The sequence below is a fragment of the Streptomyces sp. NPDC058662 genome (genome assembly GCF_042716255.1).
In the GTDB taxonomy this organism is placed as follows: domain Bacteria; phylum Actinomycetota; class Actinomycetes; order Streptomycetales; family Streptomycetaceae; genus Streptomyces.
The window spans coordinates 1-18,240 of record NZ_JBHXRU010000083.1 but is presented as its reverse complement, the minus strand read 5'-3'; the positions used below and the strand labels follow the sequence as shown (position 1 = coordinate 18,240).

Genomic DNA, 18,240 nt, shown 5'->3' with positions numbered 1-18,240 from the left:
TCCATCCAGAAACACCGACGCAGAAGATCCTGACACCGGGGTAATCCGTGAAAAAGCTCTCCGCACGACGACGCCATCCGCTGGCGGCGGTCGTCGTTCTACTCCTCGCGCTGGCGGCCACTGGGGGGCTGTACGCCGCCTTCGCCCCCGCGGGCAAGGCGCAGGCCGACGAAACCGCCCAGTCCCTCGCCATCGAGGAGGGCCAGAAGCTCTACGCCGTAGGCTGCGCAAGCTGCCACGGGCCCGGCGGTCAGGGTTCCTCTGACGGCCCGAGCCTGGTCGGCGTCGGCTCCGCGGCCGTCGACTTCCAGGTGAGCACGGGCCGCATGCCCGCGCAGCAGCCCGGCGCGCAGGTTCCGAAGAAGCCGAACATCTACACCCAGGCGCAGATCGACCAGCTGGCCGCGTACATCGCGTCCCTCGGTGCCGGTCCGATCACGCCGACCGAGAAGCAGTACGACCCGGCGGGTGCCGACATCGCCAAGGGTGGTGAGCTGTTCCGCAACAACTGCGCGCAGTGCCACAACTTCACCGGCGAGGGCGGCGCGCTGACGAACGGCAAGTACGCCCCGAACCTTGAGGACGTCTCGCCGAAGCACATCTACGAGGCCATGCTCACCGGCCCGCAGAACATGCCTTCCTTCCCGGACAGCACCATGCCGGAGCAGGCAAAGAAGGACATCATCGCGTACCTCCAGAACGTCAACGGCGAGAAGTCGACCAACCCCGGCGGGCTCAAGCTCGGTGGCCTCGGCCCCGTCTCCGAGGGTCTGTTCGGCTGGATCTTCGGTCTGGGTGCGCTGATCGCTGTCGCCGTCTGGGTCGCGGCCCACACCGCTAAGGCCAAGAAGTCATGAGTAGCCAAGACATTCCCGAAGAGAAGCACCTGCCGAGCGAGCAGGGCGACGTCCACCACGGTGGCGTAGCGGTCGCGGACGCCCCGTTCGCCGACCCGGGCCTGCCGGTCCACAAGCCGCGCATCCAGGACATCGACGAGCGTGCTGCGAAGCGCTCCGAGCGCACCGTCGCGATGCTGTTCACGCTGTCGATGCTGGCCACGATCGGCTTCATCGCGTCCTACGTGATCTTCCCGGTCGACAAGATCGTCTACATCTTCCCCATCGGGAAGGTGAGCGCGCTCAACTTCTCCCTGGGTATGACCCTGGGCGTCGCGCTGTTCTGCATCGGCGCGGGCGCGGTCCACTGGGCCCGCACCCTGATGTCCGACGTGGAGGTCGCCGACGAGCGCCACCCGATCGCCGCTCCGCCGGAGGTCAAGGCGCGGGTCATGCAGGACTTCGCCGACGGGGCGAACGAGTCCGGCATCGGCCGCCGGCCGCTGATCCGCAACACGATGCTCGGCGCGATGGCCCTGGTCCCGCTCTCCGGCGTCATGCTGCTGCGCGACCTGGGCCCGCTGCCCGAGGACAAGCTGCGCAAGACCCTGTGGGCCAAGGGCAAGCTGCTCATCAACCAGAACACGATGGAGCCGCTGCGTCCCGAGGACATCGTGGTCGGCTCGCTGACCTTCGCCAAGCCCGAGGGCCTGGAGGAGGACGCGCACGACTACATGTCCCAGATCGCCAAGGCCGCCCTGATGATCGTCCGCATCCAGCCGGACGACATCAAGGACAAGCGGGAGCTGGAGTGGTCCCACGACGGCATCGTGGCGTACTCCAAGATCTGCACCCACGTCGGCTGTCCGATCAGCCTGTACGAGCAGCAGACGCACCACGTGCTCTGCCCGTGCCACCAGTCCACCTTCGACCTCTCCGACGGCGCCCGTGTCATCTTCGGCCCGGCTGGTCACGCCCTTCCGCAGCTGCGGATCGGTGTGAATGACGAAGGCTTCCTCGAAGCGCTCGGCGACTTCGAAGAGCCCGTCGGTCCTGCATTCTGGGAGCGCGGATGAGCACTGCCACCACCAATTCATCAGCGCCCGGCGCGCCGGGCGACACGGCGCGCAAGGCGCCGGCCGGCGAGCGCGTAGCGGACTGGGCGGACGGCCGCCTGGGCATCTACAGCCTGGCCAAGTCCAACATGCGCAAGATCTTCCCGGACCACTGGTCCTTCATGCTGGGTGAGATCTGCCTGTACAGCTTCATCATCATCATCCTCACGGGTGTGTACCTGACGCTGTTCTTCCACCCGAGCATGAACGAGGTCGTGTACCACGGCTCGTACGTGCCGATGCAGGGTGTCCGGATGTCCGAGGCCTTCGCCTCGACACTGAACATCAGCTTCGACGTCCGCGGCGGCCTGCTCATCCGGCAGATCCACCACTGGGCGGCACTGATCTTCGTCGCGGCGATGATGGTGCACATGATGCGCGTCTTCTTCACCGGCGCGTTCCGCAAGCCCCGCGAGATCAACTGGGTCTTCGGCTTCCTGCTGCTGGTCCTCGGCATGTTCACCGGTTTCACCGGCTACTCGCTGCCCGACGACCTGCTCTCGGGCACCGGTGTCCGCTTCATGCAGGGCGCGATCCTGTCCGTGCCGGTCGTCGGCACGTACCTGTCGATGTTCCTGTTCGGCGGGGAGTTCCCCGGCCACGACTTCGTGGCCCGGTTCTACTCGATCCACATCCTGCTGCTGCCCGGCATCATGATGGGCCTGCTGGTGGCCCACCTGATCCTGGTCTTCTACCACAAGCACACCCAGTTCCCGGGTCCCGGCAAGACGAACAACAACGTCGTCGGCATGCCGCTGCTCCCGGTGTACATGGCGAAGGCCGGCGGCTTCTTCTTCCTGGTCTTCGGCATCATCGCGGCCATCGCGGGCATCGCCTCGATCAACCCGATCTGGGCCCTCGGACCGTACGTCCCGGACCACGTGTCCACGGGCGCGCAGCCGGACTGGTACATGGGCTTCTCCGAGGGCCTCATCCGGGCGATGCCCGGCTGGGAGATCAACCTCTGGGGCCACACGCTCGTCCTGGGCGTGTTCGTACCGCTGGTGATCTTCCCGCTGGTGCTGGCCGCGATCGCGGTGTACCCGTTCATCGAGTCCTGGGTCACCGGCGACAAGCGCGAGCACCACATCCTGGACCGCCCGCGCAACGTCCCGACCCGTACCGCCTTCGGTGTGGCCTGGCTGACCTGGTACGTCATCCTGCTGATCGCCGGTGGAAACGACATGTTCGCGCAGTACTTCCACCTGTCGATCAACTCGATCACCTGGTTCGCCCGGATCGGCTTCTTCATCGGCCCGGTCATCGCCTTCGTCATCACCAAGCGGATCTGCCTCGGCCTCCAGCGCCGGGACCGGGACAAGGTGCTGCACGGCCGCGAGACCGGCATCATCAAGCGCCTGCCGCACGGTGAGTTCGTCGAGATCCACGAGCCGCTCCCGCAGGGCCAGCTGCACACGCTGACCCAGCACGAGCAGTACAAGCCGGTCGAGATCGGCCCGACGGTCGACGAGAACGGTGTCGAGCGCAAGGTGAAGCTCACCGAGAAGCTGCGGGCGAAGCTCAGCAAGGGCTACTACGCCGAGGACAGCCAGATTCCGAAGCCCACGGTGGAGGAGTACAAGGAGATCCAGAGCGGCCACGGCCACCACTGATCCGTTCGAGGGACTGATTCCGGTCAGTCCTGGTGTTGCCACGGCGAGAGCCCCGTCCAGGGTCTGGACGGGGCTCTTTGCCGTCCCCCGGGGCTGGATAGGCTGGAGCCCTTCCCATTCGACGTGGGCGGCGCAGACGGGGGCAGCCCCCACCAGCAGCAGGAGCGGACCATGGACGTTGTGACCCCGGCAGGCGGCGACAGCGTGGCGGCCCGCGGCTGGCCGGGCCTCCTCGACGCCCTGCTGACCGGCCGGGACCTGCGCGCCGAGGACACCGCCTGGGCCATGGACAAGATCATGCGCGGGGAGGCCACCGACGCCCAGATCGCCGGGTTCGCGGTCGCCCTGCGCGCCAAGGGCGAGACCGTGGCGGAGATCAACGGCCTCGTCCGGACCATGTACGACCACGCCAACCTGATCGAGGTACCGGGCCGGACGGTGGACATCGTCGGCACCGGCGGCGACGGGGCCAAGACCGTCAACATCTCGACGATGTCGGCGATCGTGGTGGCCGGTACGGGCGCCAAGGTGGTCAAGCACGGCAACCGGGCCGCGTCCTCGGCGAGCGGGGCCTCGGACGTCCTGGAGAAGCTCGGCGTCAACCTCGACCTCACCCCGGCCCGGGTCGCCGAGGTCGCGGAGGAGGCCGGTATCACCTTCTGCTTCGCGGTGAAGTTCCACCCGGCGCTGCGCCATGTGGCCGGCGCCCGCAAGGAGCTGGGCATCCGGACCACCTTCAACTTCCTGGGCCCGCTGACCAACCCCGCCCGGGTACGGGCCCAGGCGACCGGTGTGGCCGATGCCAGGGTGGCCCCCATCATGGCGGGGGTGCTCGCCGAGCGCGGCTCCTCCGCGCTGGTCTTCCGGGGCGACGACGGCCTCGACGAACTCACCACCACCGCCACCTCGCGCGTCTGGTGGGTCCGCGACGGCAGGGTCGCGGAGCAGGCCTTCGACCCCCGCGACGTGGGAGTGCCCCTCGTCGACGTGGCGGCGCTGCGCGGCGCGGACGCCTCGTACAACGCGGACGTGGCCCGCCGCCTGCTGGCCGGCGAGACCGGCCCCGTGCGCGACGCGGTACTGCTGAACGCGGCGGCGGCGCTCGTGGCCCTGGACCCGGGCGAGGGCGCGCTGGAGGAGCAGATCGCCGCCGGCATCACCCGGGCGGCGGAGGCGGTCGACTCGGGCGCGGCCCGCGCCGCGCTGGAGCGGTGGGTGGCGGCCAGCAACGCCTGATCCCGTACGGCGGTTTCGAGTCAAGACCCCGGTCCGCCATGCGGACCGGGGTCTTGCGTCGGCGGGATCTTGTGGCAGGATGCAGACCAGGTCACGAGTGACAGCGTTTAGGCCCCGGCTTGCTGTCCGGCAACCCTCCTTCCGTGGCGGGGTGCCCCGGGTGATGACCAGGCCGTAGGCAGCGAGGTCTACGGCAAGCGCGGATCCCTCGAATCCAGGGGTCCTGGTCTGTCGAGGAGCGTTTTCCGTGAGCAAGCGAATGCGATAGGGCGACTCCGCCCCTTCTTCACCCCCGGATCAGGGCCGCCGCTTCCGTGCGCCCCGCCCGATTCCGGGGCACTCCCCGTACCCCGGACGGCCGCAGAGCCGTACCCGCGTACGGGCACACCGAAGCCATTCACCCCTGCCTGCCGGGAGATTCCGCCATGTCCGCATTCCTGAACGCCGCCCCCGCCGTCCCGAGCGCCGACGCCACCGCCACCGCTGTCGACCCCGCCCGCGCCGAGCCGCTCGCGGTCCTCGGCCGGGACGTCACCGTGCCGCTCGTCACCGGCGGCGAGGTCACCTACGCCGCCCTGGACTACGCGGCCAGCGCCCCCGCCCTGCAGCGGGTCTGGGACGACGTGGCCGCGTACGCCCCCTACTACGGCAGCGTGCACCGCGGCGCCGGGTACCTCTCGCAGCTCTCCACCGACCTCTTCGAGCAGAGCCGCGCCGCGGTCGCCGAGTTCCTCGACTGCCGCCCCGCCGACCAGGTGGTCTTCACGCGCTCCACCACCGACTCGCTCAACCTGCTCGCCGCCGTGCTGCCCGCCGACTGCCAGGTCTTCGTCTTCGAGACCGAGCACCACGCCTCGCTGCTGCCCTGGTCCGACGCCCGGGTCACGTACCTCGACGCCCCGCGCACCCCGGCCGAGGCGGTGGCCCTGCTGGAGCGGGCCCTCGCCGACCGCGAGCCGTACGGCCCGGCGCTGGTGTGCGTCACCGGGGCCTCCAACGTCACCGGCGAGCTGTGGCCGGTCCGCGAACTGGCCGCCGCCGCGCACGCCCACGGCGCGCGGATCGTGCTGGACGCCGCCCAGTTGGCCCCGCACCACCCCGTCTCGGTACGGGAGCTGGACGTCGACTGGGTCGCCTTCTCCGGCCACAAGCTGTACGCGCCCTTCGGCTCGGGCGTCCTGGCCGGCCGCGCCGACTGGCTCCAGGAGGCCGCGCCGTACCTCGCGGGCGGCGGCGCCTCCCGCACGGTGGCCCGGCGCGAGGACGGCGGCGTGGACGTCGAGTGGCACACCACCGCCGCCCGCCACGAGGCCGGCTCCCCGAACGTCATCGGCGTGTACGCGATCGCCTCCGCCTGCCGCGCCCTGAGCGAGGCCGGCTTCGAGGGGCTCGTCGCCCGCGAGCGCCGCCTCATCGCCGCGGTCCGCGAGGGCCTCGCGGAGGTCCCCGAGGTCCGGGTGCTGTCCCTGTTCGGGGACGACGCCCCGCGGGTGGGCGTCATCTCCTTCGTGGTGGACGGCTGGAACAGCTCCCACTTCGCGGCCGCCCTGTCCGCCGAGTACGGGATCGGTGTCCGCGACGGCCTGTTCTGCGCCCACCCGCTCGTCCGCACCCTGCTGGGCGGCGAGACCCAGGAGCCGGGGGCGTGCGGCGCCCCCGAGGCGGCCCCGGGCGAGCGCTCGCTGAACGCCATCCGCGTCAGCTTCGGAGCGGGCACCCCGGACGAGCACGTGGAGCGCTTCGTGCGCGCGGTGCGCGAACTCGTCACGGACGGCGCCCGGTGGCAGTACCGCACGGAGGAGGGCCGCTGCGTCCCCGCCGTCTGACGGGGCGCGGGGCCGGCCCGAGCCCGGGCCCGGCGGGGGAAGGTCCTACGCGTCCAGGCCGATCGCGAAGGCGGCTTCGAGGTCGTGCTGGGAGTAGGTGCGGAACGCCACGTGGGTGTCCGTCGCCTCGACGCCCGGGATCTTGCTGATGCTGCCCGGGATGATGTCCGCGAGGTTCTCGTGGCGGGCCACGCGGACCAGGGCGATCAGGTCGTACGTACCGGTGACGGAGTACACCTCGCTGACGCTGTCCAGCGCGGCGATCGACTCGGCGATCTCGGGGATGCGGTCCACGCTGGTCTTGATGAGCACGATCGCGGTGATCACGGCTGGCTGTCTCCCTCGGTGGCCGTCGCTGGTCGCCTCACTCTAGTCGTACCGCGATAGCGCACCCACGCGTAGAGGAAGCCCGTCGAGAAGCCCACCAGGTGGGCCAGATAGGCCACTCCCGGGCCGCTTCCCGCGCGGTGCGCCGCCACCCCCTGGAGGGCGAACCAGAACAGCAGCACCATCCAGGCGGGGAACCGCAGCGGCAAGAAGAACAGGAACGGGAACAGGCTCGTCACCCTGGCGCTCGGCAGCAGGAAGAGGAAGGCGCCGAGCACCGCCGAGATGGCCCCGGACGCCCCGACCAGCGTCTGCGCGGACCCGGCGTTGGCCGCCGCGTACGAGGTCATGGCCACGTAGCCCGCGCAGAGGTAGAAGCCGAGGAACGCCGGACGGCCCATCCGCGCCTCGGCCATCGCGCCGAAGACGTGGAGGAAGAGCATGTTCCCCAGCAGGTGCAGCCAGCTGCCGTGCACGAACAGCGCGGTCAGCGGGGTCAGCCAGGCCCGCGGCCCGCCCGTGAACAGCTCCTCCGGGACCACGCCCCAGCGCCGGAAGTACGCGGTCCCGGCGGCCAGCAGCCCGTCGCCCGTCCCGTAGCCCGGATTCAGCCCCGAGGCCGGCCCCAGGACGAACACCGCGGCGCAGCCCGCGATCAGCGCGTGGGTGACCACCGTCCCCCGGGCAGCCTCGCGCACGGCCCGCCACCTTACGATCATGCGACAGAGCATGACTCAAGCGGACCCACCTGAGGCGGTGGCAGGCCGTAGGGTTACGAGCTGCGGTCGCGGAGCGACGCGGGCGGCCGCAGGGACGGCTTTAATTGAAAGAGCTACGAAGGAGAGAGCGGCCTGATGACGGTTCCCCTGCCGACCGACACCACCCGGTGGCGTTGCACCCTGTGCGGCAACCTCACGCGCTTCGACGTCACCCGTTCGTCGAAGGTCGTGGAGTACGTCCACCTGGACCTCGCCGGGGAGCCCAAGGTCGAGGAGCGCGAGGTGGTCAATGAGACCATCGAGTCGGTCCGCTGCCGGTGGTGCAACGCGGTGGACCAGATCGAGCTCGTGGACAGGCCGGGCGCGGACTCCTGACGGAGGCGTACCCACAGGAAGATCACGGTAGGGGTGACGGATTGTGGAGCCAGCAAGCGGTGCCGAGCCGGCCGACGCGGCCGGCGACGCCGCCGAGGTGCTCGACCGCCCGCTGCCGGAAGGCGTGCGGCGCCGGGTCGTCGCGCTCGTCTCGGACGCCTTCGGCGGACTGACGGTCGCGGACCTGCCGGCGCAGCTGCGCCAGTACGCCCGGTTCACCCCGACCCGGCGCGCCAAGTTCGCCGGGAACGCCATGGCCGCCGCGGTCGAGACCGACTCCGTGTTCCGGGGCAGGGTCGCCGAGAAGCTCCGCGAGGCGCAGGCGGACCTGGCCGGGGCGCTGGAGGCCGGCGCACCGCCCGCCGCCGCGGATCCGCTGGACGTGGCGGCCGCGGCGTACGTCCTGCGCCCGGCCGGCTGGGTCAAGCTGGTGGCGGCCGCCGGCGAGGAGGCGCAGCGCGCCGACGCCGAGCGGGTCGGTGAGGAGACCCGGCGCGAGCTGGACCGGCTCCGCGAGGAGCTGGCGCACGTACGGGACCTCCAGCGGGCCGGCGGGGACCAGGTCCGCACCGAACTGGACGCGGCCCGCAAGGAAGCGGAATCGCTGCACCGCAAGCTGCGCAGCGCCCTCAGCGACGTCAAGCGCGGCGAGGCCGCCCTGCGCAAGGTGAACGCCGAGATCGACGGCATCCGCGGCGAGGCCGCCACCCGCGTGGCCGCCGCCGAGAGCGAGAACCGGCGGCTCAAGTCCCGGCTCGCGGAGGTGGAGACGGCGCTGGAGACCTCGCGCCGGGCCACCCGCGAGGGGCGCAGCATCGAGGACATGCGGCTGAGGCTGCTGCTGGACACCGTGCTGGACGCGGCGGCCGGACTGCGCCGCGAACTGGCGCTGCCCCCGGTCTCCACCCGGCCCGCGGACACCGTGGAGGCCGTGGAGCCGGGGCGCATGACGCCGAAGGACATCGCGGCGCGCGCCCTGTCGGAGACCGATCCGGCCCTGCTGGACCAGCTGCTGGCGCTGCCCCAGGCGCACCTGGTGGTCGACGGGTACAACGTGACGAAGACCGGCTATCCGACGATGCCGCTGGAGAAGCAGCGGCTGCGGCTGCTGGGGGGACTGTCGATGCTGGCCGCCCAGACGGGTGCGGAGATGACCTGTGTCTTCGACGGGGCGGAACTGGCCGCCCCGGTGCTGCTCGCGCCGCCGCGCGGGGTGCGCGTGCTGTTCTCGAAGGCCGGTGTGACCGCGGACGAGCTGATCCGCCAGCTGGTGCGCGCCGAACCGCCGGGCCGCCCGGTGGTCGTGGTCTCCACGGACCGGGAGGTCGCCGACGGGGTGGCCAAGTCCGGTGCACGCCCCGTCGCGTCCGCCTTGCTCCTGAAGCGGCTTTCGCGCGTTTCGTAACTCCTGGTCCCTATGCCGGAATTGGTGGAGCTCGGGACGAACGCACTGTCAAGTGCCCTGCACACAGCGTGCGCCGCAGGTAAAGAAGCCGGTCGGGGGCGAAGTTTTTGCCCGGCAGGATTTGAACTGATCACAGCGGGGTCACTAAGGTCTGCTCAAACCTTCGTGCGGTAGATCACTCATTCGGGGTGGCAGCGGAGGTGCTGCCGAGGTGCGTTATTTCGGCGGCTACAGGAAGAAGGAGCTCGCCTTCGTGGCGTCCCACCGTCGACCCAAGCAGCCGAACCGCGCTCGTGTGACCGTCCTGACCGCCACCGCGGCGGCGGCCGTCGCCCTCTCCGCCCACGGAGCCAGTGCCGCGCCGGCCAAGCCGGGCAAGGACGAGGTCAAGGCCCAGGTCGACGCGCTCTACGAAGAGGCGGAGCAGGCCACCGAGAAGTACAACGGGGCCGAGGAACGCCAGGAGAAGCTCGAAAAGGAGATCGGGCAGCTCCAGGACCAGGTCGCGCGCGGCCAGGGCGACCTCAACGAGCTGCGCAGCACGCTCGGTTCGATGGCCAGCGCCCAGTACCGCAACGGCGGCATCGACCAGTCCCTCGCGCTCTTCCTCTCCGAGGACCCGGACAGCTACCTCGAAAAGGCCTCCTCGCTGGAGCACTTGAGCGGCAAGCAGGTCGAGGCGGTCCAGAAGATCCAGGCCAAGCAGCGCACCCTCGCGCAGCAGCGCCAGGAAGCGGCCGGCAAGCTCGCGGACCTGGACGCCACCCGCAAGGAGCTCGGCGAGAAGAAGAAGGTCTCCAAGGAGAAGCTCGCCCAGGCCCAGGCCCTGCTCAACACCCTGACCGCGCAGGAGCGCGCGCAGCTCAAGGACGAGGAGGCGCGCGCCAGCCGCGCCGACGGCCAGCGCGTCGACCTCGGCAACGAGAAGCCCTCCGGCCGCGCCGGCGCCGCTCTCGCGGCCGCCAAGACCAAGGTCGGCAGCCCGTACATATCCGGCAACGAGGGCCCCACCTCCTTCGACTGCTCCGGGCTGACCCAGTGGGCCTACAAGCAGGCCGGCATCGGCATCACCCGGACCACGTGGACCCAGGCCAAGGAGGGCACCCGCATCAGCCGGAGCCAGCTCCAGCCCGGTGACCTCGTGTTCTTCTACGGCGACCTGCACCACGTGGGCCTGTACGCGGGCAACAACATGACGCTGCACGCCGCCAATCCGCGCGGTGGCGTCAAGTACGAGTCGATGGACAACATGCCGTTCCAGTTCGGCGTCCGCATCTAGGTCCGCCTCCGAGCCCGTCTCCGGGTAGGGACGCGCCGCGCACCGCCCATCCGGGCGAATTCCACGGCCGCCCCGCGACCGCACGCCCCGCCGGTGACCTGCGTCTCCTGCGGGGCGTCGCCGTGCGTGCCCGCCGACGGTCGTTGGTCGGTGCCCGGCGGCGCCGCTACTGTCTGCCAGCGCGGAACCCGGCACACGGCCGTCCACGGGGGGCGGACCCGGGCCCCGCCCAGCGGAAGGGAGCGGTTTCACGTGGCGTCCCATCGCCGGTCCGGGCTCAGCGGCCCCGACCGGAACACGAAGGTCACCGTCCTCACCGCCGCCGTGGCCACGGCCGCGGTCGCCATGGCGGGAGCGCCCGCGAGCGCGGCTCCCGGACTGCCGTACGAGCCCGGCGCGGGGGCCGCGTCCGGGGCCCGGGCCCAGGTCGACCGGCTCTTCGAGGAGGCCGAGCAGGCCACCGAGCGCTTCAACGAGGCGGGCGAGAAGGCCGACCGGCTGCGCGCCGAGATCAGCCGGGCCCAGGACGTGGTGGCACGCGGCCAGGAGCGCATCAACACGATGCGCGGCATCCTCGGCACCTTCGCCGGCGCCCAGTACCGCAGCGGGGGCATCGACCCCGCCGTCGCCCTGGTGCTCTCCGACAACCCCGACGACTACCTCGACCGGGCAGCCGTCCTGGACCGGTTGACCGGCCGTCAGGCGGACCGGCTGGACGCCCTGCGCGAGGAGCAGCGCCGGCTCGGCCAGGAGCGCCGGGAGGCCTCGCGCAAGCTCGCCGAGCTGGAGGACCTGCGCGCCGACGTGGCCCGCCACAAGCGGGCCGTCACGGCGAAGCTGGCGGCGGCCCGGCGGCTGCTGAACGCCATGCCGTCGCAGGAGCGGGCCGAGTTCGAGCGTGCCTCGCGCTCCGGCGGCCGCGCCGACGGCCTGCCCGAGCCGCCCGCCGAGGGGTCGGCCGGGCCGTCGTCCGGGCGGGCGGCGACCGCCGTGACGGCGGCCCGCGCGGCCGTCGGCCGGCCGTACGTATGGGGCTCCACCGGCCCGTCCGGCTTCGACTGCTCGGGCCTGATGGTCTGGTCGTACCGGCAGGCCGGCGTCTCCCTGCCGCGCACCTCCCAGGCCCAGCGGTACGCGGGCCGCCAGGTCCCGCTGTCGCAGGCGCGGCCGGGCGACCTGGTGACGTACCGGTCGGACGCCAGCCACGTCGGCATGTACGTGGGCAACGGGCAGGTGGTCCACGCCCCGTACCCGGGCGCCCGGGTCCGCTACGACCCCGTCGGCATGATGCCGGTGGCGTCGGTGACCCGTCCCTGAGGCCTTCCCGTCCCTGAGGCCTTCCCGTCCCGCCGCCGGCCCGACCGGGCTGCGTACGATCGGCGGATGTCCCCGGTCCGTCTTCCCCCGCGCGTCCTGCCGCTCCTGCTGTGCGTCCTGCTGGCCGGGTGCGGGGCGCCGCCGGACGGCGCCGCCGAGCGGGAGGTGCGCCGTGCCGTGGCCGACTGGTCGAGGGTGCCGCCCGACGGGCTGGCCGGGGTGCCGGTCGAGGACTGGTCCTACCGGGTCTCCTCGGTCCGGCGGGACGGCGGCGACCGGGCCCTCGTACGGGCGGAGCTGCGCTACCGGCTGGCCGGGTACGACGCGGCCCCGGACGGATCGGCGCGCGAGCTCGAACTGGCCCGGGACGCCGGGGCCTGGCGGGTCCGGGCCGACCGGCCGGCCCCCGGGGCGCCGCCGCAGCTGTGGGACCAGGGCCCGGTGACCGCGGTCCGCGGCGCGCGGGCGCTGGTGCTGGGCGGCGCCGGGCAGAGCGCCGGGACGCTGTCCGGGATCGCCGCCGAGGCCGACCGGGCGGTGCCCGCGGCGGGCGCGGCCTGGCCGGGTCCGTGGGCGGGCCGGGTGGTGGTGCTCGTACCGGGCTCCCTGGAGCGGATGGCCGAACTGCTGGGGCGGCCCGCCGACGCGTACCGGGGGCTGGGGGCCGTCACCACCGGCCGGGCGGGCACGGGCCCGTCCCCCGCCGACCGGGTCGTGATCAACCCCGAGGGGTACGCGGAGCTGAGCGAGGCGGGCCGGCGCGTGGTCCTGACCCACGAGGTCACGCATGTGGCCACCCGCGCGGCGACCTCCGCCACCACCCCGCTGTGGCTCTCCGAGGGCTTCGCGGACTGGGCGGCGTACCGGGGCACCCCCACCACGGCGGAGCAGGCGGCGCCCGCGCTGGCCCGGGCCGTGCGCCGGGGCGAGGTGCCCGGTGAGCTGCCCCGGGCCGAGGCCTTCGACTTCGGCGGCGACTCCGAGCCGATGGCCCGGGCGTACGAGGGGGCGTGGCTGGCCTGCCGGTTGATCGCGCGGCGGTGGGGGGAGGAGGCGCTGGTCGACCTGTACGGGCGGGCGGGCCGCCAGGCGTGGCCGGCGGCGCTGTCGGACGCGCTCGGGGTGGACGAGGCGGAGCTGACGCGGGCCTGGCGGCAGGAGTTGCACGCGGAGCTGGGCGGGCGGCCGGTCGGGGCGCGCTGAGGCCGGGCCGCGCGGGGGGCGACGCGACCGACATGGAGGCGCGGGTCGTCCGGTACTGTCGGCAGGCGATGCACAAGACGCTGATCGTGACCAACGACTTCCCGCCGCGACCGGGCGGCATCCAGGCCTTCCTGCACAACATGGCGCTACGGCTGGATCCCGACCGGATCGTCGTCTACGCCTCCACGTGGAAGCACGGGGCGGAGGGCCGCGAGGCCACCGCCGCCTTCGACGCCGAGCAGCCCTTCCAGGTCGTCCGCGACCGGTCGACGATGCTGCTGCCCACCCCGCGCGTGACGCGCCGGGCGGTGGGCCTGCTGCGCGAACACGGCTGCGAGTCGGTGTGGTTCGGGGCGGCGGCCCCGCTCGGCCTGATGGGTCCGGCGCTGCGGCGGGCGGGCGCGCGACGACTGGTCGCGACCACGCACGGGCACGAGGCGGGCTGGGCCCAGCTGCCGGCCGCACGGCAGCTGCTGCGGCGGATCGGCGAGGGCACGGACACCCTGACCTACCTGGGGGAGTACACCCGCTCGCGGATCGCCTCGGCGGTCACGGACCGGGCGGCGGCGCGGATGGTCCACCTCCCGCCGGGCGTGGACGAGAAGACCTTCCACCCAGGCTCGGGCGGGGCGGAGGTCCGGGCCCGGCTCGGTCTGACCGACCGGCCGGTCGTCGTCTGCGTGTCCCGCCTGGTGCCGCGCAAGGGCCAGGACACCCTGATCGAGGCCATGCCGCGGATTCTGGCGGTGGTGCCGGACGCGGTCCTGCTGATCGTCGGGGGCGGCCCGTACGAGGCGGACCTGCGTGCGCTGGCCGCCTCCACCGGGGTCGCGGACTCCGTGGTCTTCACCGGCTCGGTCCCGTGGGCCGAACTCCCCGCCCACTACGGGGCGGGCGACGTCTTCGCGATGCCGTGCCGGACCCGGCGGGGCGGGCTGGACGTCGAGGGGCTCGGCATCGTCTACCTGGAGGCCTCGGCGACGGGCCTGCCGGTGGTCGCCGGCGACTCCGGCGGGGCGCCGGACGCGGTCCTGGACGGCGAGACGGGCTGGGTGGTCCGGGGCGGGTCCGCCGAGGACGCGGCCGAGCGCGTCACGGCCCTGCTGCTGGACCCCGCGCTGCGCGTCCGGATGGGCGAGCGCGGCCGTGCCTGGGTCGAGGAGAAGTGGCGCTGGGACCTCCTGGCGGACCGGCTGCGCGCGCTGCTCTGACGGCGCCGCCGCCGTGCCGGGCCGGCGAGACCGTGCGGCGGGGATCTGCGGCGGGGATCGGCGTGCGGCAGGACCGGCTGCCGGATACGTCCTCGCCGCGCACCGGCGACCTCGCCGGGCAGGCCACCGACACCGGGAACCGGGCTGCCGGCAGCTGTTCTTGGGAGCCGGGGGGGGCGGGAGCCGGGGCGCCCGGGAGCCGGGAGCCCGGGCAGCACCGAGATCCCGCTCCGCGCCGCGAGAGCGGGACGCTCCCCGACCGCGGCGCGGGCCGCCCGTAGGCACGCCGCCCGCGTCCGCCTCGGAGCCGGCCGGCTCAGCCGCGGTACAGGGCCTCGATCTCGTCCGCGAAGTCCTTCGCCACCACGTTGCGCTTGAGCTTCAGCGACGGCGTGATGTGGCCCGACTCCTCCGTGAACTGGGAGGGGAGAATGCGGAACTTGCGCACCGACTCCGCCTTGGAGACCGCCGCGTTGCCGTCGTCCACGGCCTTCTGGACGGCGGCGAGCAGGTCCGCGTCCTCGCGCAGCTCGGCCGCCGTCACGCCGGCCGGCTTGCCGTTCTCCGCGGCCCACCGGCCGAGGAACTCCTCGTCGATGGTGACGAGAGCGGCCACGAAGGGCCGTGCGTCGCCGACGACCATGCACTCGGCGACCAGCGCGTGCGCCCGGATGCGGTCCTCGATCACCGCGGGGGCGACGTTCTTGCCGCCGGCCGTGACGATGAGCTCCTTCTTGCGCCCGGTGATCGCGAGGAACCCGTCCTCGTCGAGCGTGCCGACGTCACCGGTGTGGAACCAGCCGTCGGTCAGCGCCTCGGCGGTCGCCGTCTCGTTCTGCCAGTAGCCGGCGAAGACCTGCTCGCCGTGCAGCATCACCTCGCCGTCGTCGGCGATGCGCACCACGGAGCCCGGGAGCGGCTGGCCGACCGTACCGATCTTCTGCTTGTCCCACGGGTTGAAGGCCGTGGCCGCGCACGACTCCGTCAGGCCGTAGCCCTCCAGCACCGTGAAGCCGATGCCGCGGAAGAAGTGCCCGAGCCGCTCGCCCAGCGGCGCGCCGCCGGAGATCGCGTACTCGCCGCGGCCGCCGAGGACGGCGTGCAGCTTGCTGTAGACCAGCTTCGTGAAGAGCTTGTGCTTGAGCTTGAGCCCGAAGGACGGACCGCGCCCGGTGTCCAGCGCCCGGCTGTACGCGATGGCGGTCTCGGCCGCCGCGTCGAAGATCTTGCCCTTGCCGTCGGCCTGCGCCTTGGCGCGCGCCGAGTTGTAGACCTTCTCGAAGACCCGCGGAACGCCGAGGATCAGCGTCGGGCGGAAGGACTGCAGCTCGTCGGTGAGGTTCTTGATGTCCGGTACGCAGCCCAGCCGGATCGGCGCCAGCACCGCCGCCACCTCCACCAGGCGCCCGAAGACGTGGGCGGCGGGGAGGAAGAGCAGTACGGAGCACTCGCCGGTGCGGAACAGCGGGCGCAGGCGCTCCACCACGTTGCCGCACTCGGCGAAGAAGTTGCGGTGGGTCAGCACGCAGCCCTTGGGGCGGCCGGTGGTGCCCGAGGTGTAGACGATCGTGGCCGGGTCGTCGGCGTTGGCCAGCGCGCTGCGCTCGTCGACCTCGGCGTCGGTGATCGCGGCGCCGGCGGCCCTGAGCGTCTCCAGCGCGTCCCGCTCGATCTCCCAGACCTCGCGCAGCTCCGGCAGCCGGTCGCGCAGCGCGGCCACGGCGGTGCCGTGCGCCGGGCTCTCGACGATCGCGGCGACGGCGCCGGAGTCGCCGAGGATCCACTGGATCTGCTCGGGGGAGCTGGTCTCGTACACGGGGACGGTCACGCCGCCCGCGCTCCAGATCGCGAAGTCGAAGAGCACCCACTCGTAGCGGGTGCGGGAGATCAGGGCGACCCGGTCGCCGGGGCGGACGCCGGACGCGACGAGGCCCTTGGCCGCGGCCCGGACCTCGGCGAGGAACTCGGTCGCGGTCACGTCCTGCCAGCGTCCGTCGACCTTGCGGCTCATGACGGCCGTATCGGGATGCTGAGCGGCGTTGCGGCGGATGAGATCCGTGAGGTTCCCGTCCGACGGGACCTCGTACAGGGCCGGAAGGCTGAACTCGCGCAAGACTGCTGCTCCTCTGGGCGCCATCGCCACCGTGTGGACCGACCGGACGTTACCCACCGGTAGTGGGTTCCCGATAGAGGGAACCGGCCAGATGTTCCGTGCGTCACATTCTGTACATCGCGATACATCGGCCAGGCAGGCCATACCGTGCCGACCCTAGTCGACCCCCTCGGCGACTCGGAAGTAACCGCAGGTCCGGCCACCTCCGCCGACCCCTCTGTCGGCAGCCCCCGGGCACCCCTAGGGTGGGCCCATGGGTGGCAGCGGGCGGGGCGGGCGTTTCGGCGGGACGAGCGGAACGAGCCGCACACGGGTGCACGTGGTGAGCGACGTGCACGGCAACACGGAGGCACTCGCGCGGGCGGGGGACGGCGCCGACGCGCTGATCTGCCTCGGCGACCTGGTGCTCTTCCTCGACTACGCCGACCACTCGCGGGGGATCTTCCCCGACCTCTTCGGCGTGGAGAACGCCGACCGGATCGTCGCGCTGCGCACCGCGCGCCGCTTCGACGAGGCCCGCGCCCTCGGCCGCGACCTCTGGGCGGGCCTCGACCGGGAACGCCTGATCGAGGACGCCGTCCGGCGGCAGTACGCGCAGATGTTCGCCGCCTTCCCCGCGCCCACGTACGCCACGTACGGCAATGTCGACATCCCGCGTCTGTGGCCGGAGTACGCCGACCGTCCCGGGCTCACCGTCCTCGACGGGGAGCGGGTGGAGATCGGCGGCCGGGTCTTCGGATTCGTGGGCGGCGGGCTGCCCTCGCCGATGCGGACCCCGTACGAGGTGGACGCCGAGGAGTACGCGGCGAAGGTGGAGGCACTCGGCGAGGTCGACGTGCTCTGCTCGCACATCCCGCCGGAGGTCCCGGAGCTCTGCTACGACACGGTCGCGCGCCGGTTCGAACGGGGCAGCGAGGCCCTGCTGGCCGCGATCCGCCGCACCCGGCCCCGGTACGCCCTCTTCGGGCACGTGCACCAGCCGCTGGCGCGGCGGATGCGGATCGGCGGCACGGAGTGCGTGAACGTCGGCCACTTCGCCGCCACGGGCCGGCCGTGGGCGCTGGAGTGGTGAGCGTCCCGCCACCCACCGACGGGCGGCGGGAGCCTCTGGAGTGGCCGCGTCCGCACGCGCGGTAGCCTTCACGCGGCGGCCCCAGGCCGCACACTTCCTCGAACACTCCCCGGAGGAGCGACCGCGATGGCGGAACACACCAGCTCAAGCATCACGATCGAGGCCGCGCCGGCCGCCGTGATGGCCGTGATCGCCGACTTCGCCCGCTACCCCGAGTGGACCGGCGAGGTGAAGGAGGCCGAGGTGCTGTCCACCGCCGCCGACGGCCGCGCGGAGAAGGTGCGCCTGCTGCTCGACGCCGGCGCCATCAGGGACGACCACACCCTCGCCTACACCTGGAAGGGCGCGGACGAGGTCAGCTGGACCCTGGACAAGTCGCAGATGCTGCGCCAGCTGGACGGCTCCTACCGACTGGCCCCCGTGGACGGCGGCACGCGCACCGAGGTCACCTACCAGCTGACCGTGGACGTCAAGATCCCCATGCTCGGCATGATCAAGCGCAAGGCGGAGAAGGTCATCATCGACCGGGCCCTCGCCGGACTGAAGAAGCGCGTCGAGTCCGTCCAGCGGGGCTGACCGCGTGCGTACGGTCC

The 18,240-nt window shown here is 72.4% G+C and carries 16 protein-coding genes and 1 riboswitch; of the genes, 13 read left to right on the top strand and 3 right to left on the bottom strand.

What is annotated here, in order from left to right:
• The first annotated feature begins 47 nt into the window (after positions 1-47).
• The 5 genes from ACFWUQ_RS24335 to ACFWUQ_RS24315 all read left to right on the top strand — a co-directional run bounded on the left by ACFWUQ_RS24335 (position 48) and on the right by ACFWUQ_RS24315 (position 6,626).
• Entirely contained in the window at positions 48-857 is an 810-nt protein-coding gene (locus ACFWUQ_RS24335) for a c-type cytochrome (RefSeq protein ID WP_384541670.1), read from the top strand.
• Positions 854-1,912: a Rieske 2Fe-2S domain-containing protein gene (locus ACFWUQ_RS24330; RefSeq protein ID WP_384541667.1), complete on the top strand. Its 1,059-nt coding sequence runs from the start codon at positions 854-856 to the stop codon at positions 1,910-1,912. The genes ACFWUQ_RS24335 and ACFWUQ_RS24330 overlap by 4 nt, the downstream gene beginning before the upstream one ends.
• Positions 1,909-3,564, top strand: a complete 1,656-nt coding sequence (locus ACFWUQ_RS24325) for a cytochrome bc complex cytochrome b subunit (protein WP_384541664.1) — start codon at positions 1,909-1,911, stop codon at positions 3,562-3,564. The genes ACFWUQ_RS24330 and ACFWUQ_RS24325 overlap by 4 nt, the downstream gene beginning before the upstream one ends.
• Before the next feature lie 171 nt (positions 3,565-3,735).
• Positions 3,736-4,800: an anthranilate phosphoribosyltransferase gene (gene trpD / locus ACFWUQ_RS24320; protein WP_384541661.1), complete on the top strand. Its 1,065-nt coding sequence runs from the start codon at positions 3,736-3,738 to the stop codon at positions 4,798-4,800.
• An 89-nt stretch (positions 4,801-4,889) separates the two neighbouring features.
• Positions 4,890-5,006, top strand: a riboswitch (SAM riboswitch).
• A gap of 219 nt (positions 5,007-5,225) precedes the next feature.
• A complete protein-coding gene (locus ACFWUQ_RS24315; RefSeq protein ID WP_384541658.1) occupies positions 5,226-6,626 on the top strand; it encodes an aminotransferase class V-fold PLP-dependent enzyme in 1,401 nt (466 codons plus the stop codon).
• Positions 6,627-6,671: 45 nt separating this feature from the next.
• Here the strand turns inward: ACFWUQ_RS24315 and ACFWUQ_RS24310 are convergent, their stop codons facing one another.
• The gene (locus ACFWUQ_RS24310) at positions 6,672-6,953 is read right to left on the bottom strand and encodes an Lrp/AsnC ligand binding domain-containing protein (RefSeq protein ID WP_267798581.1); all 282 of its coding nucleotides are present in this window, start codon (positions 6,951-6,953) and stop codon (positions 6,672-6,674) included.
• Positions 6,950-7,684, bottom strand: coding sequence for a rhomboid family intramembrane serine protease (locus ACFWUQ_RS24305; RefSeq protein WP_384541655.1), 735 nt, complete (start codon positions 7,682-7,684; stop codon positions 6,950-6,952). Before ACFWUQ_RS24305 ends, ACFWUQ_RS24310 begins: the two co-directional genes overlap by 4 nt.
• Before the next feature lie 123 nt (positions 7,685-7,807).
• On the opposite strand from ACFWUQ_RS24305, the gene ACFWUQ_RS24300 reads away from it, so the two are divergent.
• From ACFWUQ_RS24300 to ACFWUQ_RS24275, 6 genes are all read left to right on the top strand, one after another.
• Positions 7,808-8,047, top strand: a complete 240-nt coding sequence (locus tag ACFWUQ_RS24300; protein ID WP_008738811.1) for a hypothetical protein — start codon at positions 7,808-7,810, stop codon at positions 8,045-8,047.
• Positions 8,048-8,087: 40 nt separating this feature from the next.
• Positions 8,088-9,452: an NYN domain-containing protein gene (locus tag ACFWUQ_RS24295; protein WP_384541703.1), complete on the top strand. Its 1,365-nt coding sequence runs from the start codon at positions 8,088-8,090 to the stop codon at positions 9,450-9,452.
• Positions 9,453-9,705: 253 nt separating this feature from the next.
• On the top strand, positions 9,706-10,731 hold the full coding sequence (locus tag ACFWUQ_RS24290) for an NlpC/P60 family protein (protein WP_384541700.1): 1,026 nt from the start codon (positions 9,706-9,708) through the stop codon (positions 10,729-10,731).
• Between the two features lie 252 nt (positions 10,732-10,983).
• The gene (locus tag ACFWUQ_RS24285) at positions 10,984-12,048 is read left to right on the top strand and encodes an NlpC/P60 family protein (protein WP_384541652.1); all 1,065 of its coding nucleotides are present in this window, start codon (positions 10,984-10,986) and stop codon (positions 12,046-12,048) included.
• Between the two features lie 66 nt (positions 12,049-12,114).
• Positions 12,115-13,251: a hypothetical protein gene (locus tag ACFWUQ_RS24280; protein ID WP_384541648.1), complete on the top strand. Its 1,137-nt coding sequence runs from the start codon at positions 12,115-12,117 to the stop codon at positions 13,249-13,251.
• 68 nt (positions 13,252-13,319) lie between these two features.
• Positions 13,320-14,462 (top strand): glycosyltransferase family 4 protein, encoded by a 1,143-nt coding sequence (locus tag ACFWUQ_RS24275; protein WP_384541645.1) that lies wholly within the window; start codon positions 13,320-13,322, stop codon positions 14,460-14,462.
• A gap of 316 nt (positions 14,463-14,778) precedes the next feature.
• Here ACFWUQ_RS24275 and ACFWUQ_RS24270 read toward each other — a convergent pair whose 3' ends face one another.
• The gene (locus ACFWUQ_RS24270; protein ID WP_384541642.1) at positions 14,779-16,575 is read right to left on the bottom strand and encodes an AMP-dependent synthetase/ligase; all 1,797 of its coding nucleotides are present in this window, start codon (positions 16,573-16,575) and stop codon (positions 14,779-14,781) included.
• Positions 16,576-16,828: 253 nt separating this feature from the next.
• Here ACFWUQ_RS24270 and ACFWUQ_RS24265 point away from each other — a divergent pair, with 253 nt between their 5' ends.
• Together ACFWUQ_RS24265 and ACFWUQ_RS24260 are read left to right on the top strand one after the other, a co-directional pair.
• A complete protein-coding gene (locus ACFWUQ_RS24265) occupies positions 16,829-17,647 on the top strand; it encodes a metallophosphoesterase (protein ID WP_384541639.1) in 819 nt (272 codons plus the stop codon).
• Between the two features lie 126 nt (positions 17,648-17,773).
• The gene (locus tag ACFWUQ_RS24260) at positions 17,774-18,223 is read left to right on the top strand and encodes an SRPBCC family protein (RefSeq protein WP_384541636.1); all 450 of its coding nucleotides are present in this window, start codon (positions 17,774-17,776) and stop codon (positions 18,221-18,223) included.
• Positions 18,224-18,240: the final 17 nt, after the last annotated feature.